This window comes from Luteibacter sp. PvP120 (assembly GCF_054055715.1).
On the sequence record NZ_JBSRXP010000001.1, the window covers coordinates 458,722 to 475,589 of the forward strand.

At 69.4% G+C, this 16,868-nt stretch carries 16 protein-coding genes; 11 read left to right on the forward strand and 5 right to left on the reverse strand.

What is annotated here, in order from left to right:
* Positions 1-22: 22 nt before the first annotated feature.
* Positions 23-1,360, forward strand: a complete 1,338-nt coding sequence (locus tag ACVKN3_RS01670) for a UDP-glucose dehydrogenase family protein (RefSeq protein ID WP_354512892.1) — start codon at positions 23-25, stop codon at positions 1,358-1,360.
* A 37-nt stretch (positions 1,361-1,397) separates the two neighbouring features.
* Here ACVKN3_RS01670 and ACVKN3_RS01675 read toward each other — a convergent pair whose 3' ends face one another.
* The 4 genes from ACVKN3_RS01675 to ACVKN3_RS01690 form a co-directional block, all read right to left on the reverse strand.
* On the reverse strand, positions 1,398-3,635 hold the full coding sequence (locus tag ACVKN3_RS01675) for a YjbH domain-containing protein (protein ID WP_354512890.1): 2,238 nt from the start codon (positions 3,633-3,635) through the stop codon (positions 1,398-1,400).
* Positions 3,635-4,438, reverse strand: coding sequence for a capsule biosynthesis GfcC family protein (locus tag ACVKN3_RS01680; RefSeq protein WP_354512888.1), 804 nt, complete (start codon positions 4,436-4,438; stop codon positions 3,635-3,637). Before ACVKN3_RS01680 ends, ACVKN3_RS01675 begins: the two co-directional genes overlap by 1 nt.
* Before the next feature lie 32 nt (positions 4,439-4,470).
* Positions 4,471-5,157: a YjbF family lipoprotein gene (locus ACVKN3_RS01685; RefSeq protein WP_354512886.1), complete on the reverse strand. Its 687-nt coding sequence runs from the start codon at positions 5,155-5,157 to the stop codon at positions 4,471-4,473.
* Between the two features lie 170 nt (positions 5,158-5,327).
* Complete coding sequence (locus tag ACVKN3_RS01690; RefSeq protein ID WP_285401842.1) at positions 5,328-5,765, reverse strand: low molecular weight protein-tyrosine-phosphatase; 438 nt, start codon at positions 5,763-5,765, stop codon at positions 5,328-5,330.
* A gap of 81 nt (positions 5,766-5,846) precedes the next feature.
* Between ACVKN3_RS01690 and ACVKN3_RS01695 the strand changes: the two genes are divergently transcribed.
* Positions 5,847-6,479 (forward strand): phosphatase PAP2 family protein, encoded by a 633-nt coding sequence (locus ACVKN3_RS01695; protein ID WP_354512884.1) that lies wholly within the window; start codon positions 5,847-5,849, stop codon positions 6,477-6,479.
* Entirely contained in the window at positions 6,476-6,808 is a 333-nt protein-coding gene (locus ACVKN3_RS01700; protein ID WP_354512882.1) for a hypothetical protein, read from the forward strand. The genes ACVKN3_RS01695 and ACVKN3_RS01700 overlap by 4 nt, the downstream gene beginning before the upstream one ends.
* An 11-nt stretch (positions 6,809-6,819) precedes the next feature.
* On the opposite strand, the gene ACVKN3_RS01705 is transcribed toward ACVKN3_RS01700, so the two are convergent.
* Positions 6,820-7,560, reverse strand: coding sequence for an AraC family transcriptional regulator (locus ACVKN3_RS01705; protein WP_354512880.1), 741 nt, complete (start codon positions 7,558-7,560; stop codon positions 6,820-6,822).
* A 214-nt stretch (positions 7,561-7,774) separates the two neighbouring features.
* Between ACVKN3_RS01705 and ACVKN3_RS01710 the strand changes: the two genes are divergently transcribed.
* Genes ACVKN3_RS01710 through ACVKN3_RS01745 form a run of 8 tightly spaced genes read left to right on the forward strand, consistent with a single transcriptional unit; the run spans position 7,775 to position 16,862 of the window.
* Positions 7,775-8,716: a 4-hydroxyproline epimerase gene (locus ACVKN3_RS01710; RefSeq protein ID WP_354512878.1), complete on the forward strand. Its 942-nt coding sequence runs from the start codon at positions 7,775-7,777 to the stop codon at positions 8,714-8,716.
* Complete coding sequence (locus ACVKN3_RS01715) at positions 8,713-9,810, forward strand: NAD(P)/FAD-dependent oxidoreductase (RefSeq protein ID WP_456991060.1); 1,098 nt, start codon at positions 8,713-8,715, stop codon at positions 9,808-9,810. The genes ACVKN3_RS01710 and ACVKN3_RS01715 overlap by 4 nt, the downstream gene beginning before the upstream one ends.
* Complete coding sequence (locus ACVKN3_RS01720; RefSeq protein ID WP_036141152.1) at positions 9,807-10,052, forward strand: (2Fe-2S)-binding protein; 246 nt, start codon at positions 9,807-9,809, stop codon at positions 10,050-10,052. Before ACVKN3_RS01715 ends, ACVKN3_RS01720 begins: the two co-directional genes overlap by 4 nt.
* Positions 10,045-11,334, forward strand: coding sequence for an FAD/NAD(P)-dependent oxidoreductase (locus ACVKN3_RS01725; protein ID WP_285401784.1), 1,290 nt, complete (start codon positions 10,045-10,047; stop codon positions 11,332-11,334). The genes ACVKN3_RS01720 and ACVKN3_RS01725 overlap by 8 nt, the downstream gene beginning before the upstream one ends.
* A 13-nt stretch (positions 11,335-11,347) precedes the next feature.
* Positions 11,348-12,253, forward strand: a complete 906-nt coding sequence (locus ACVKN3_RS01730; protein ID WP_285401782.1) for a dihydrodipicolinate synthase family protein — start codon at positions 11,348-11,350, stop codon at positions 12,251-12,253.
* A gap of 3 nt (positions 12,254-12,256) precedes the next feature.
* Positions 12,257-13,852 carry an aldehyde dehydrogenase family protein gene (locus ACVKN3_RS01735; protein WP_354512875.1) on the forward strand — a complete coding sequence of 532 codons (1,596 nt, stop codon included), beginning with the start codon at positions 12,257-12,259 and terminating at the stop codon, positions 13,850-13,852.
* Positions 13,849-15,051 (forward strand): M24 family metallopeptidase, encoded by a 1,203-nt coding sequence (locus tag ACVKN3_RS01740; protein WP_354512873.1) that lies wholly within the window; start codon positions 13,849-13,851, stop codon positions 15,049-15,051. The genes ACVKN3_RS01735 and ACVKN3_RS01740 overlap by 4 nt, the downstream gene beginning before the upstream one ends.
* Before the next feature lie 23 nt (positions 15,052-15,074).
* Complete coding sequence (locus ACVKN3_RS01745) at positions 15,075-16,862, forward strand: DUF885 domain-containing protein (RefSeq protein ID WP_354512871.1); 1,788 nt, start codon at positions 15,075-15,077, stop codon at positions 16,860-16,862.
* The last annotated feature ends 6 nt before the right edge of the window (positions 16,863-16,868 follow it).

Here is a 16,868-nt window from a genome sequence, read left to right on the forward strand (position 1 = left end):
CCAGACGTCTGAAGGGACATCCATGAAGGTCACAATATTCGGCACGGGCTACGTGGGACTGGTTACGGGCGCTTGCCTTGCCGAGATGGGCAACCACGTGGTGTGCGTGGACGTGGACCAGGCCAAGGTGGAAGGACTCAGGCAAGGCATCGTGCCTATCTACGAGCCGGGCCTGGCACCCATCGTCACGCGCAACTACGCCTCCGGGCAACTGGACTTCACCACCGATCCCGCGCCTGCCGTGGCCCACGGCGAACTGATCTTCATCGCGGTGGGCACGCCGCCGGACGAAGACGGCAGTGCGGACATGAAATACGTGCTCAGCGTGGCACGCACCATCGGCGAGCATATCGACGACTACGCCGTCGTCGTGAACAAGTCCACCGTGCCGGTGGGCACCGCCGACCGCGTCCGAGCGACCATCGCGGATGCGCTGGCGGCGCGTGGCGCGGCGATCGATTTCGACGTGGTCTCCAATCCCGAGTTCCTCAAGGAAGGCGATGCCGTGGAGGATTGCCTCCGGCCGGATCGCATCGTGGTCGGCTCGTCCAGCGAGCGCGCGGTGGCCCGCCTGCGCAAGTTGTACGCCCCCTTCAACCGCAACCACGACCGCATGGTGGTGATGGATGAACGCTCCGCCGAACTGACCAAATACGCCGCCAACGCCATGCTGGCGACGAAGATCAGTTTCATGAACGAGATCGCCAACATCGCCGAGCGTGTGGGTGCGGATGTCGAGCTGGTCCGCCAGGGCATCGGCGCGGACCCGCGCATCGGCTATCACTTCATCTACCCCGGCGCCGGCTACGGCGGATCGTGCTTCCCCAAGGACGTGCAGGCGCTGGAACGCATCGCGCGCGGCCACGGCTACGACGCGCGGCTGCTGGCCATGGTGGAGGCGGTGAACGCGGCGCAGAAACACCGCGTGTTCGAGCACCTGCTGGGCCACTTCGAGGGCGACATCGCCGGCAAGACGATCGCCCTTTGGGGCCTGGCCTTCAAGCCGAACACGGACGACATGCGCGAGGCACCCAGCCGTCGCCTGATGGAGTCACTGTGGGACGCGGGCGCGCGCGTGCGTGCCTTCGATCCGGAAGCCCGCGACGAGACCACGCGCATCTACGGCCAGCGGGACGACCTGGTGCTGTGCCAGGGTGCCTACGACGCCCTGGAAGGCGCCGATGTGCTGGTGCTGCTGACCGAGTGGAAAGCCTTTCGCAGCCCGGATTTCGCCCGCGTGAAGGCCATGCTGAAGACGCCGGCGATCTTCGACGGTCGCAACCTCTACGATCCCGCCACCGTCGAGGAAGCCGGCATCGCGTACTACGGCATCGGGCGCGGGCGTTCGCTGCAACGTTGAACCAGGGCGGGCCGGCGCCACCGTGCGCCGGCCCGCCCTACTCGGCGATCCTGCCGAGGTTCTTGTCGAACAGGTCGCTGTCCAGGTCGTTGGTCAACGTGTAAAGCGTGTAACGCTTGTTCAGGCGCGCGCCACCGTCACGCTGCAGGGGCTGCCACAACAAGGTGGCGCGGTTGCGCGACGAGCGCGGCAGCAGCAGGTCGAAGGGAATGGACACGTAGATGCCCTTGTCGAAGCTGCCCTCGCCGTAGCCGGCGCTGCCCGACTTGTTGGTGATGGTGGCATAGGCGCCCATCCGGGTCCCGTTGGCGAACTGCCGTGACACGTCCACCGTGGTACCCCAGTCCCCCGCCAGGTAGCGCCCGACGCTCACCGCCACGGTGACGTTGTGGTAGCCGGTATCGAGGTAACCCGTGGCCTGGCCCGTGATCACGTGATATTTGCGGAACGACAGGTCCTGCCGGAAGCCGCGCGACTTCACCCAGTTCAGGTCCGCGCCGATGGCCCAGTGCTGGCCGAATGGCCGGTAGAGCACTTCCCCACCGGCGCCGCCGTACATGCTTTCCAGCATGCCGGCGTAGGCCAGTCCGTAGAGATCCTGGCCCAGTTTGCGCGTGCCCGTCAGTTGCAGGTTCGGCACCGTGACATCGGAGCTGGTGAGATAACGGCGGACGTCGGTGCGCACGCGCGGCAGGTTGCTCGGCGCGTCGTAGCGGAAGGTGTCGTAGTTGTTGGCGAGGTTGACCGAGAGCACGCCGTCGACCCACAGGTGACGCGTCACGTTGAACGTGCCCGACGCCGCGGCATACACCTGGTACAGCACGAAGGCGTCCGGGCCGCCCAGGTTCTGCTGGTAGCCGAGCGACGTGCCGCCGGTGAAGCGCCGCAGCGGCGCGCGGTACAGCACCTCTTCGTCCCGCGCCGTCACCGGGTCCTGTTCCACGCTGCGGCGGAAGTCGGACAGGTCCAGCCGGTGATCGAGCAGTTCGAGGAAGCGGGGCCGGTGCACGCTGGTGTCCACGGTGGCCAGCCCGCTGCGCTCGGCGGACACCGTGACCCAGTCGATCGTGCCGTCCACCCGGTTGTCGACTATGCGCGTCGCGCGTCCCACGCCTTCCGCCGCGTAGAAGAAGCGATCCTGCTGCCCGTGGATGACCAGCTCGGACCCGCGCCGGCCGATGCTGCGCACATCGATCCCGGCGTTGTTGCCCAGCGCGTTGGCCATCTCCGCCCAGTCCACCTGCGCGGGCGCGCGGCGCGCCGGCTCGGGCGCACCGGCGGCCGCCGCCTTATCGCCCGTCAGCGCGGTCGGTAGCGCGGCCTGCGGCTCCGGGGAGGTCCGCACGGGAACGCTCGTGTACGCCACGGCCTCCGGCTTCGGGTCGGACAGTTTAGGCGGGTCCACATGCGTGGCCAGGTTGCTGTGCAGGTTGATCGCGGCGGTGCCGACGTGGCCGCGCTCGTAGCCCAGCGTGAGGTCCACGTTGCCGTTCAGGCGGAACACGGCGCCCAGGTTGACCGGCCACCGCTGCGGCTGGTTGTTGTTCTGCGGCTGGTGCTTGTAGTCGTTGCCGTCGAGTTCGGCCTTGAGCACCAGCCAGCGCCACGGCGACCGATATTCCACGCCGCCGAAGAACCCGGGACGCCCGCGCAGGAACTTGTTGATGCTGAGGGCACCTGTCGCCCCCGTGCCGCTGTTGGGGCGGGTGTCGAACTTGTCGCTGATGAAGTCCAGCGGATTGGCGATGTCGCCGCGGTTGCCGATGTAGCCCCAGGCGAGGCCCAGGCTGAAGTCGAACGGCCCCGCACGCTTGCTGGCCACGATGTATTCGCTGGAAAACAGCCCCGTACCGCCGATATCCCGGGCACCCACGGCCACCGCGGGCAGCCAGCGGCTCTCTTCGCGAAGGCGCACCTTGGCGTCGATGGACTTGTCCTTGTAGGTCTGGCTGCCACTCAAGTACGTCGGGCCATACGGCCGGTTGCTGACATTGGTGTAGCGGAACGAGCCCTCCAGCCACGGCAGCGGCTGCAGGGAGACGTTGTAGTTCGTGTAGGGCGTGGTGCGACTGAGCACGAAACTGAACTCGCCTTCCTGCGCCATCCGGGCAGTCGGCGATTGCATCAGGCCGACACCGCCGAAGTCGCTCTGCGTGTAGGCCTCCTGCGCGCCGGCTGCGGAGGCGACGCCTGCCAGCACACCCAGCCGCAAGGCGCGGCCGCCGTACGACGCGACGCGGCGAAGCCCACGGCGGGAAACGGCAGCCAGGCGCACTACGGGTGGACCCCGTCGTCCGGCCACTGCGTAGCGAGGAAGGCCGCCACCTCGCGATCGAACGCGTCGTCCGCCGCGCCCGCGATCGCCTTGCGATTAAAGGGCACGTAGATCCATGCACCCGGCGCCAGCGGACGCGGCGCGTCACGGTTCCACAGGGCGACGTTCTGCGCGAACACGGCGCCATCGGGTTGCACCACGAAGATCGTGTCCGGATCCGCGGCGGGCGATACCGCGCACGCTCGCAGGTAGCTCCTGGCATCCTGCAGCGCCACGTGCGGTACCCGGCAGGGCGCGTCCAGGGCGCCCACCACACGAATGTCCGCCGGGCGACGCGGATAGACCAGCCGGTCGCCGTCGTGCACCGGCAGGTTGTCTTCCGGGGTGACCTCCAGCCGCGCGGCGTCCAGCGATACCGGCACGCGACGGCCGGTGACCGGCAACGCCGCGAGCCATGCCTGGAACGCCGCGGCGCGCATCGACAGGATGTCCTCACCTCGCGCCATGGCCTGGCGGCGAATCGCGCCCAGCTCGTAGACCAGGCCGGCCTGCAGGCGCACCTGCTCGCGGCGCAGGCCCGGCTGCAACCAGGCGGCGCCGAGCAGGTAGGCATCGGGCGCGATATCCGCCGCCAGGGCCACGTCGGCCAGTCGCGCGCCGGCCGGATAGACGGCCGAACCCGCATGCCCCACGGCGCCGTCGACGGTGACCCGTATCGTCTGCGCAGGCGGCTCCTGCGCCTGCGCCGAGCCGAAAGCAAACGCTACAACGACAGCGACAGCGACGGCGAACACCCACCGCACGACAAGAGATCGGTCGGACAAACTGAAGCGCCTCACGGGGCCGACTCGCGATACGGCCGCAACTGGACCAGCTCGAGCGGGTAGTCCGGGGCCACGTACTGGCGGCTTTTCCAGATGAAGCCGTCCGCGGGGTCGACCCAGTAGCGGTTGTGCAGGTGCACCCCCTGCCCGACCAGGGTTTCATCCACGCGCCGCAGCCGGCGCACGGTATCCAGGATCGTCACGTCTTCCAGGCCCCCGGGCACCAGCTGCCCGTCCAGCACGACGCCGTAACGGTAGCCCGGGGACCAGTCCATGCGGCGCGTGTAGCGCGTGGTGCCGTGCAGGCGATGCAAGCCCTCGTGGAACGGATCGGCCCCGGGAAACACGGAGGTATCGAGGTTCTGCGGCAGGCCGACCGTGCGGGTGACCAGACCGTCACGGGTGAACACGATGTCGTGCCCCACGCCGTACCAGCCGAGCACGCCATGCGCCGTGTTCGCCAGGATGAGGATGGCCCGTCCCGACGGCGCATCCACCTGCAACTGGAAATACGGCGAGGCGGCCACGGAGGCCGGCGTGGCATCCACGGCATCGCCGTGCAGCGCGAGACGCAGGCTTTCGACGCTGCCGACCGATACCGTCGAGCAACCGGCCACCAGCCAAAGCGCCAGGGCGCAGACGACGGCATGCAGAAATCGTGGCGCGACGCTCGCGCGTTGGGTCAGGGGGCATTCCAAAATCAGTGGCGGGTCCGTCGGGTAGAGGTCGGTTTTCGGCGCGCGGGCGGCCGAAGCGATGCAGGACAACACTGACCGTGGAGCCGGCGCCCACAGGGGGACGACCGGGGTGCATCGAAAACCTTACAGGAGGCGAACGTGCCGAAAAATGACTCCCGTCACGACACGCGTCACAAATAGCGCAACCATGCCGAAACGGATGCGTCGATCAGTGTGTATACATGTTCGAAGGCTTCGCGTTGCTGGCGATAGGGGTCGGGAATGTCGCGACCCTCGCCCCAGCGATCGAGCAGGAACACCTTGCCGCTGACCTCCGGCGCGATACGCCCCAACTCGGCCACATGCCGCTTCTCCATCGCCAGGATGAGGTCGTAGGGCCGCAGCAGCGCACGATCGACCTGGCGCGCGCGATGCACATCGCCGTCGATGCCGTGCTCGTGCAGCAGCTGGCACGCCGTGGCGTCCATGGGATGACCGACCAGCGCGCCCAGGCCCGCGCTTTCCACCCGCGTACGATGGCCATCGCCCAGGCGCGCCCGCAGCACGTACTCGGCGATGGGGCTACGACAGATGTTGCCGACGCAGACGATCAGTATCCGTTCGAACATGGGTGCTGCGATACTCCGTGGCTTGGACGACGCCGTGGCGACGAACGCAACCGACATGATAGCGACACGCGAAGGCATGGCATGAATCCGTGGCACGCCATCACCGCCTTCGGCGACAGCGCCCTGCTGCTCCCCCTGATCGCCTGGACGGGTATTTGCCTGCTGGTGCCGCCGTTGCGCGTGCGCGATGCACGGCGATGGGCGGGCGCGGTCGTGTTCGCCGGCGGCATCGTGTGTCTGTCCAAGCTGCTCTTCATGGGCTGGGGCGTCGGCCCCGCCGAACTCGACTACACGGGCTTCAGCGGGCATACCACGCTGGCGCTGCTGGTCTGGCCGTCGCTGGCCGCCTTGCTCGCACGCGATGGGGCGCCGCTCGTGCGCCGCGGCGCCATCGCGCTGGCCACGTGCCTCGGCGCGGCCGTTGCCGTGTCGCGGCTGGCCCTGAAGGTGCACAGCCCGTCGGAAGTCGTGCTCGGCGCCGTGCTCGGCGTCGCGGTCATGGTGTGGTTCGTGCGTGGCGTGGCGCCTCGTGCCGAGCTGCCGATGCCACGACGTCGCCACGCCGCGCTGCTGCTGGGCCTGGGCGCGCTGGCCATTACCGTGGCCTGTCATGGCCGCGTGTTTCCGTCCCAACATATCCTCAAGGACATCGCGCAATGGCTGAGCGGCCACGGCGAGGTCTTCACGCGCCGCCTTCGACAGGACGCCCCATGACCACACCACCGACCCCGCGCCCGCAGAGCGCGTGGTACATGAAGCTCGTCACGGCGCGTGCCGCCGTGGACAAGGCGGCCGCGGACACGGCGCTGGCGGCCGACGAGTTGCGCCGCTACCAGAAGTTCGCCCGCCCGGGCCAGCCGTCAGCCCACACCGTGCAGCTGCGCCAGAAGCAGGCAGCCGCACGACAGGCCTCCGCGCAGGCGAAGCAGGCGTTTTTGAAAGCCGCGATGGAAATGGCGCGCGAGGCGGGACTGACGCCGCCACCGCGCGTCTCGCTGGAAACCTTCATGCGGGACTGGATGGACGCCCAGCCGGCCGACTGACGCGCGCTACGTCAGGTGGATGCCGTTACGCCCCGCGCGTTGCGCGCCGGTGCCGCCTGGGCCGCCACGGCGCGGTATTCGCTCGGGGTCATGCCCACGGTGGCCTTGAACTGCCGGGCGAAGGCGCTCTGGTCCACGAAGCCGCAGGCCATGCCGATGGCCGCGACGTTGTCGTCGCCGCCGAGCAGGCGCATGGCCGCTTCGATGCGCAACTTGGTGAGCACCTGCTGCGGGGTCAGCTGGAACACCCGGCGGAAATGCCGCTCCAGCTGCGCGACCGACAACCCGGCCAGCTCGGCCAGCGCGGGAATTCGCACGCCCTCGCCATAGTGCTCCTGCATGTAGCCGAGCACGCGGCGCAGCCGCTCGTACGTCGGATGCTTGCCGTCGGGAAGGCCCAGATCGCGCGAGATGCCGATCACGCCGCGGATCTCGCCGCGCGAGGACACCGGTCGCTTGCAGGTGAGGCACCAGCCAGGTGCCCGGTTGCTGAAGATGTGGACCTCGAGCTGGTTCTCGATCACTTCGCCGGTGAGCACCCGACGATCCTGTGCGGCATAGGACCCACTCATGAGCGCGGGAAACAGCTCGGTGACGCCGCGACCGATCACATCGCTGCGCTGCTTCAGGCCGAGACGGCGGACCAGGGTGAGGTTGGCGTGCGTGTACCGGCCTTCGGTGTCCTTGACGAAGAACACGACATCGGGCAGCGCATCGAACAACGGCTCCAGTTCATCGGCGGAAATCTTCATGGTAAGGATGCTCCTTCGGCACAGCTGCGCACGGGTTTCAGGACCGTCTGGATCATGGCGCGATGCATCATAAACCGCTTCGCACCGGGAAAGCCAAGTAAACAGGCATTCCCGGCACGGTTTGCCGAACTTGTAGCCAATTATGCCAAATTCCGCATCTACCCATGGCAAAGCTTTCTATACGCCGCAGGGGCTGCCCGGTGAGCATGGACCCATGCATCGAATCGAATTCATCGACTCCCACACCGGCGGCGAACCGACCCGCGTGGTCCTTTCCGGTTTTCCCGACCTGGGCGATGGCCCGCTGGCGGCGCGACTGCAGCGCATGCGAGCGCAACACGATGCCTGGCGGCAGGCGATCGCCTGCGAACCGCGCGGCTCGGACACCATGGTGGGCGCCCTGCTGCTGGAGCCGACCGATCCCACCGCGTGTGCAGGAGTGATCTTCTTCAACAACGTCGGCTACCTGGGCATGTGCGGACACGGCAGCATCGGCCTGGTGCGCACGTTGCAGCACCTGGGCCGCATCACCCCGGGGCGCCATCGCCTGGAAACGCCGGTGGGCATGGTGGGCGTCGAACTGCTGGACGACGGCCGCGTGGCCATCGAAAACGTCGAGAGCTACCGTCATCGCCGCAGCGTGTCGGTCGATGTCGCCGACTACGGCAGCATCACCGGTGACGTCGCCTGGGGCGGCAACTGGTTCTTCATCACCGGCGAAACGCCGCTGCCGCTCACGCTGGCCAACCAGCGCGGGCTCACCGCCTATACCGAAGCCATTCGCGCCAGCCTGGAGCACGCCGGCGTCACCGGTGCGGGCGGGCAGGAAATCGACCACATCGAACTCAACAGCCACGACCCCGAGGGCGGCAACGACGGACGCAACTTCGTCCTCTGCCCGGGCATGGCCTACGATCGCTCGCCGTGCGGCACCGGAACCAGCGCTAAGGTGGCCTGCCTGGCCGCCGACGGCAAGCTCGATCCGGGCCAGGTCTGGCACCAGGCAGGCATCCTGGGCAGCGTGTTCGAGGCCACCTACCGGCACGGCGAACGCGGTGTGTTGCCCCGGATTACCGGCAGCGCCCATGTCACGATGCAAGGCACCCTGCTGATCGACGAGGCCGACCCGCTGGCCTGGGGTATCGGCGCCGCGTGAGCACGTTCGACCTGATCGTGATCGGCGCCGGCATCGTCGGTGCCGCCTGTGCCGAACGGGCCAGCGCGGCCGGGCTCAATGTCGCCATCGTGGAGCCCGGCGCGATCGGCGGCGGCGCCACCGCGGCGGCCATGGGCCACCTGGTCGCCATGGACGACGATCCGGCCGAATTCGCCCTCTCGCGCTATTCGCTGGGGTTGTGGGACGCCTTCGCCAACCTCCCGGGCGCGGAGTTCAGCCGCTGCGGCACCCTGTGGGTGGCCAGCAACGACGACGAACTGGCACGCATCCCGGACAAGCTCGGTCGCCTCCTCGCGGCCGGTGTGCAGGCCGAGCCGCTGGACGCCCGCGCGCTCTACGAACACGAGCCCGCCCTGGCGCCCGGCCTGGCCGGCGGCCTGCGCATTCCGAACGAAGCCGTGGTGTATCCGCCGGCAGTCGCGCGCCATCTGGTCGATCGTGCGCTGCGCGCGGGCGCCATGCTCCACCGGCAGACGGCCGCCAGCCTCTATCCGCAAGGGGTGGTGCTGCACGACGGCAGCACGCTGCGCGGCCCCGTTCTTGTCGCGACCGGGTGTGCCCTGCCACAGCTGCTGCCGACGCTACCCATCCGGGCCCGCAAGGGCCACCTGGTGATCACCGACCGCTATGCCGGCAAGGTGACCCACCAGCTGCTCGAACTGGGCTACGCGGACAGCGCCCACGGTGCGGATGCGGCCAGCGTGGCGTTCAACGTGCAGCCGCGTCCCACCGGCCAGATCCTGATCGGTTCGTCGCGCGAATACGATGCGGCCGACGCCGGCGTGTCCATGGCCATGGTGCAGCGCATGCTCCAGCGCAGTTTCCGTTTCCTGCCCTTCCTGCGCGACCTGTCGGCCGTGCGCATCTGGACCGGTTTCCGTCCGGTGAGCGTCGATGGCCTGCCCTACCTCGGCCGTGTTCCCGGCATGGCCGACACCTGGGTGGCCGCCGGGCACGAGGGCCTGGGCGTCACCACCTCGCTGGGCAGCGCGCAGCTGCTGATCGACCAGCTGCTCGGGCGCCCCACGGCCATCGATGCCTCGCCCTACGATCCCGCGCGGGTGGTCCGATGAGCGGCCATGTGCGCATCGTGATCGACGGCCTGCCGGTCGAGGTGCCGGAGCGGATCAGCGTCGCCGCCGCCTTGCTCGGCCTGGAACGCCCGTTCCGCCGCTCGGTCGGCGGTCAGCATCGCGCCGCCGTGTGCGGCATGGGCGTGTGTTTCGAGTGCCGCGTGGGCATCGACGGCCTGGCGCAACAACGCGCCTGCCAGGTCACCGTGCGCGAGGGCATGAGGGTGGATACCGATGCATGACCGCTTCGACATCGCCGTTGTGGGTGCGGGCCCGGCCGGACTGGCCGCGGCCACCGCCGCCGCCGCGCACGGGCATCGCGTCGCCCTGATCGACAGCCAGCCCGCGGCTGGCGGCCAAGTGTGGCGACAGGACATTGCGTACGGCTACCCGGCCATGGCCCGGCGCAGCATCGACGGCGCACTGGCCACGCGCGGCGTGACGTGGCTGCCCGAGACGCAGGTGATCGCCGCGGAACCCGGCCAGTTGCTGTTGCAGGACCCGCGACGCGGCTACCTGCTGCCTTTCCACTCACTGGTGGTCGCCACGGGTGCCCGCGAGCTGCTGCTGCCCTTCCCCGGCTGGACCCTGCCCGGCGTGGTCGGCGCCGGCGGTCTGCAGGCGCTGCTGAAACAGGGCTGGGCCCTGCGCGGACGGCGTGTGCTGGTCGCCGGCAGCGGTCCGCTGCTGCTGGCCGCCGCAGCCACCGCGCGCCGGCATGGCGCCATCGTGCTGGGCATCCACGAGCAGGCCCCGGCCACCGCCATCAACGCGTTCGCCCGCGGGCTCTGGCGCTGGCCGGGCAAGGCCGCGCAGGCCGCCGCCCTGCGCCTGTCGCTGCGCGGCGTGGGCTATCACACCGGCAGCGTGGTCACCGCCGCCGTGGGCGAGCAGGCGCTGGTGGCCGCCGATATCGACGACGGGCACGGCACGCGGCATGTCGCGTGCGACGTGCTGGCCGCCGGCTTCGGACTGGTGCCTGACCTTGCCCTCGCCCGGCAACTCGGTTGCGCGACGCGCGTCGGCGACAACGAGGTGCATCCACGGATCGTCGTCGACCCTTACCAGCGCACCAGCCGTGACGACACCTTCGCCGCCGGCGAAAGCTGTGGTATCGGCGGACGCGACAGCGCCCGCCTGGAGGGCGAGATCGCCGGGCTTGCCGCCGCCGGTGCCCGCGTGCCCGATGCACTGTTGCGCCGACGCGATCACGCCCGCGCGTTTGCCGCGCACCTGCAGCGGCACTTCACGTTGTCGCCGCGCGTGCGCGACCTGGCGCGCGACGACACCCTGGTCTGCCGCTGCGAGGACGTCACGCTGGGCGCCGTGCGCGCACATGCCGACGCACGCAGCGCCAAACTCGCCACCCGCTGCGGCATGGGCGCGTGCCAGGGCCGCATCTGCGGCGCCGCGCTCGCCGAACTGGGCCATGGCTTCCGCACCGATCCGCGCCCCCCGCTCTTTCCCGCCCGCCTGTCCACCCTGGGCGAGCCGGACCTTCCCTGTTCCCTACCTTCACCTTGAGAGGCACACCCACATGAGCAACGCATCCCTCTGGCACGGCGTCCTTCCCGCCATCACCACCCCGTTCACGGCCGACGGCCAGATCGACCATGACTTCCTCGCCAGGCATGCCGTGCAGATGATCGACGCCGGTTGCAAGGGCATCGTGCCGCTCGGTTCGCTGGGCGAAGCGGCCACCCTGAGCTTCGACGACAAGACGGCGGTGCTGCGCACGCTGGTCAAGGCCCTCGACGGCCGCGCACCGGTGATCCCGGGCATCGCCTCGCTCTCCACCGACGAGGCGGTTCGCCTTGCCAAGGAAGCCAAGGCCATCGGCTGTGCCGGCCTGATGGTGCTGCCGCCGTACGTGTACTCGACCGACTGGCGCGAGATGAGCGCGCACGCCAAGGCCGTGATCGCCGCGACCGACCTGCCCTGCATGCTCTACAACAACCCGGTGGCCTACAAGACCGATTTCACCCCCGAGCAGATGGCCGAACTGGCCGGCCAGCACGCCAACCTGCAGGCCGTGAAGGAATCCTCGGGCGACGTGCGTCGCTTCGCCGCCATCCGCGCGCTGGTGGGCGATCGCCTCCAGCTGCTGGTCGGCATGGACGATGCGCTGGTGGAAGGCGTGAGCATGGGTGCGGTGGGCTGGGTGGCCGGCCTGGTCAACGCGTATCCGGCGGAATCGGTGAAGCTGTTCGAGCTGGCCCGCGACGGTGGCGCCAAGGCGGCGGAATCGCTGTATGCCTGGTTCCTGCCGCTGCTGCGCCTGGATACGGTGCCGACCTTCGTGCAGCTGATCAAGCTGGTACAGGCGCGCGTGGGCATGGGCAGCGAAACCGTACGCGCCCCGCGCCTGCCGGTGGTCGGTGCCGAGCGCGAGTACGCCATGAAGGTGATCGACCACGCGATCGCCACCCGGCCGGGGCTCTGATCCATGAGCGACCAGCCGCAGGTACTGATCGGCGGACGGTGGCGCGCGGCCGATGCGCCCACCGGGACGTTCCGCGCCGAGGACCCCACGCGGGGTGAAGCGATCGGGCCGGCTTTCCCGATCAGTAGCGCGGCGGATACGGAGGCGGCCCTCGTGGCCGCCGTTTCGGTCGCCGCCGACCTCGCGGCGCTGCCGCCGGAATGCATCGCCGATTTCCTCGAGCGCTACGCCGACGGTATCGATGCCGATGCGGAGACGCTGGTCGCGCTGGCCGCCGCCGAGACGGCGTTGCCGGCGGAGCCACGCCTGCGCTCGGTGGAACTGCCCCGCGCCAGCGGCCAGTTGCGCCAGGCCGCGCGTGCGGTGCGCGAGCATGCATGGAGCGATGCCACGATCGATACCGCCAGCGGGCTGCGTGCGCATCGCGCGCCGCTGGGCAAGCCGGTGCTGGTGTTCGGGCCCAATAACTTCCCGTTCGCCTTCAACGCCGTGGCCGGCAGCGATTTCGCGTCCGCCATCGCGGCCCGCAACCCGGTGATCGCCAAGGCGCATCCGTCGCACCCGTCCACATCGCGGCGGCTGGCGCAGATCGCGCGCGATGCCGTGCAGGCGGCCGGCCTGCCGCCCGCGTCGGTGCAGATGCTCTATCACTTCGACAACGCGACGGGCGCGGCCCTGGCCGGCGATCCCCGCCTGGGCGCGATTGGCTTCACCGGCAGCCGTGCCGGTGGCCTCGCCCTGAAGCAGGCCGCCGATGCCGCGGGCGTGTCCATCTACGCGGAGATGTCCAGCGTCAACCCGGTGTTCCTGTTGCCCGGCGCGCTGGCCGAGCAGGCCGACACCCTGGCGGAGGCGTTCTTCACCTCCTGCACCATGGGCAGCGGCCAGTTCTGCACCAATCCCGGTATCGTCGTGGTGCCGGCGGGCGCCGCCGGCGATGCCTTCGTCGCCGCGGCCACGCGTCGTTTCGCCGAAGCCGCGCCGCGGCCGCTGTTTTCCCGGGGTGTCCTCGACAGCCTGACCCAGGCCGTCGCCGGGTTGACCGCGGCCGGCGCGACCGTGCTCGCCGGCGGCAGCGCGGGCAAGGACGCCGGCTACCGTTTCCAGCCGACGCTGCTGACCGTACACGCCGAGGCGTTCCTGAAGGATGCACGCGCCCTGCAGGCCGAGGCATTCGGCCCGGTCAGCCTGCTGGTCCGCGTCGACGACGACGCGGCGTTCGCTGGCGTGGCCGAGGCGTTCGAGGGCAACCTCACCGGCACGCTCTACCGGGCGGCCGACGGCCGCGACGACGCGCTGTGGCAAGCCATCGCACGCCACCTGCGGCCGCGCGTGGGACGTCTCATCGCCAACCGCATGCCCACCGGCGTGGCGGTCAGTGCCGCGATGAACCATGGCGGGCCCTTCCCCGCTACCAGCCATGCCGGCTTCACGGCCGTCGGCATGCCCGCGGCCATCCATCGCTTCACCGCGCTGCACAGCTACGACAACGTCCCCGACGCGCTGCTGCCGGTGAACCTGCGCGACCGCAACCCCGGCGGCGTGCAGCGCCGGATCGACGGTCGCTGGACCACCGCGGACGTGGGAGCCGACGCATGAACGCGCAGATCGGACACCTGGGTATCGAACGTGCGCGCGCCGCGTGCACGCCGTGGACCGCGCTCGCCCCGCGCATCGGCACCGACGAATACCTGGGCCGACTGGCGCGTGCGCAGCGCCTGCTGGAGGCCACGGGAGCCGATGCGCTGCTGGTCACCGCCGGCACGTCGTTGCGTTATTTCACCGGCATTCCCTGGGGCGCCACGGAACGCCTGGTCGGCATGCTGCTGCCCAGGCAGGGCGATGCGGTGCTGATCTGCCCGGCCTTCGAGGAAGGCTCGTTGCAGGCCGAACTGGCGCATCCGCTGCCGATGCTGTTCTGGGAAGAACACGAGGATCCCCACGCGCTGGTTGCCTCGTGCATGGCATCGCGTGGCGCACGCACGCTGGCGCTCGACCCGGCGGCACCCTTCGGCGTGTTCTCCGGCCTGGCTGCCGCGCTAGGTACGCGCGACATCGTGGATGCCACGCCGGTGATCGACGGCTGCCGTGCCTGCAAGTCGCCCGCCGAGCTGGGGCTGATGAAGCAGGCCACGGCGATGACGCTGAAAGTGCAGGCCCTGGCCGCCGGCATGCTGCACGAAGGCGTTGCCGCGGGCGAGGTGAAGCGCTTCATCGACACCGCGCATCGCGCGCTCGGCGCGGACAACGGGTCCACCTTCTGCATCGTGCAGTTCGGCACGGCCACGTCCTTCCCGCATGGCGTGCCCGGCGAGCAATACCTCGAACAGGACCAGGTGGTGCTGATCGACACCGGGTGCAGCGTGGCGGGCTACCAATCCGACATCACCCGCACCTATGTCTTCGGCACCCCGGATGCCGAGCAGTCGCGCATCTGGGACCTGGAGCGCGCCGCGCAACAGGCCGCCTTCGACGCGGTACGGCCCGGCGTGGCCTGTGCCGATGTCGACGCGGCCGCGCGTCGCGTGATCGAGGCCGGCGGCCTGGGGCCGGATTATCGCCTGCCCGGCTTGCCCCACCGCACCGGACACGGCTGCGGCATGGCCATCCACGAGGCACCCTATCTGGTGCGTGGCAACCAGGCGCCGCTTGCGCCCGGCAACTGCTGCAGCGACGAACCGATGATCGTCATCCCGGGGCGCTTCGGCATCCGTCTCGAGGATCATTTCTACGTGACCGAGGACGGCGGCGCCTGGTTCACCGCGCCGTCGCCGTCGATCGACCAACCGTTTGCGTGACGTTCCACCGAAGGGGGTATCGCATGACTCGTTTCCCGGCCGCTCGCGGCGTGTTGCTCGCGTGCCTGATCGCCGCGACCGCTGTTCCCGCCCATGCGGCCGAGGCGCCGACCGGTCCGGCCAAGGCGTTCGATGCCCTGGTCTCCGAACGCTGGGCCTACCAGCTGAAGGAAAGCCCGGAGCTGGCCACCACCATCGGCGACTATCGCTACAACGACCGCTGGACGGATTATTCGCTGGCCCATGTGGCCGTGGACGGCAAGGCCACCGCGGCATTCCTGCGCCGCTTCGAGGCGGTGGACGTCGCGAAGCTGGACGAGCAGCGCCGCCTCAGTCAGGCCATGGCCGTGCGCGAACTGAAGGATCGCCTGGAGGCGATCCGCCTGAAGAACCACGAGATGCCGCTGGACCAGCTGGGCGGTGTGCAGCTGCAACTGCCCGGATTCGTGCCGACCATCCCGTTCGACTCCACGCAGCATTACGACCAGTACCTGGTGCGACTGAAGGCCATTCCCCGTGTTATCGACCAGCTGATCGCCGCGTCGCGGCAAGGCATGACGGACGGGCTGATGCAGCCGCGCTACCTGCTGGAAAAGGTGGCCGTGCAGGCACGGCAGATCGCCGAACCGGCCGGCGCGGCCAACGTGTTCGGCCAGCCGCTGGACGCTATGCCTGCCAGCATGTCGGCGAAGGACAAGGCACGGCTGAAGCAGGCCATCCTCGCGGCCGTGGACGAACAGGTGCGTCCCGCGTACCGCAAGCTGGCTGACTTCGTCGCCAACGATTACGCGCCGCACGGGCGCACGCAGGAAGGCATCTGGTCGCTGCCCGACGGCGAGGCGCGCTACCGCTTCGCCATCCACACGCAGACCACCACCGACCTGGACCCGCAGCGTATCCACCAGATCGGCCTGGACGAGGTCAAGCGCATCGAGGGCGAGATGACCGCCATCGCGCACCAGCTGGGTTACGCCGACCTGCCCGCGTTCCGCGCCGCGATCGTCAAGGACCCGAAACGCTACGCCACCTCGCGCGAGCAGATCCTGGACCTTTACCGCGGCTACATCGCCGGCATGCAGCCGGAACTGCCGAAGCTGTTCGGCCACCTGCCGACCACGGCGCTGAAGGTGCAGGCGGTGGAGGCGTATCGCGAGAAGGATGCGCCCGGCGCCGAATACCACCAGGGCACGCCGGACGGCAAACGCCCCGGCGTGGTCTTCGTCAACACCGGCGACTTCGCGCAGCGCACGCTGTACACCATCGAAGACACCGCCTACCACGAGGGCGTGCCGGGCCATCACCTGCAGATCTCGATCGCGCAGGGCCTGCCGTTGCCGCCGTTCCGCCAGCAGGCCGCGTACAACGCCTATATCGAGGGGTGGGCGCTGTATGCCGAGAAGCTGGCCAGGGAAGCGGGCTTCTACAAGGATCCGTACAACGACTATGGCCGTCTCAGCGGCGATCTGCTGCGCGCCGATCGACTCGTGCTCGACACCGGCGTGCATGCGCTGCACTGGACGCGCCAGCAGATGATCGACTTCTTCCACGCCCACCCGGCGGAAGACGAGCCCAGCATGCAGGCCGAGACCGATCGTTACATCGCCTGGCCCGGGCAGGCGCTGGGCTACAAGCTGGGCCAGCTGAAATTCCTCGAACTGCGCCAGCGCGCGGAAAAGGCGCTGGGCCCCGCGTTCGACATCCGCGCGTTCCACGACCAGATGCTGTCCGGTGGCGCCATGCCGCTGGAACTGCTGGACGCGCGCACCGATGCCTGGATCGCCACCGTCAAGGCGGCATCCACCCCTCATTGACCGGAG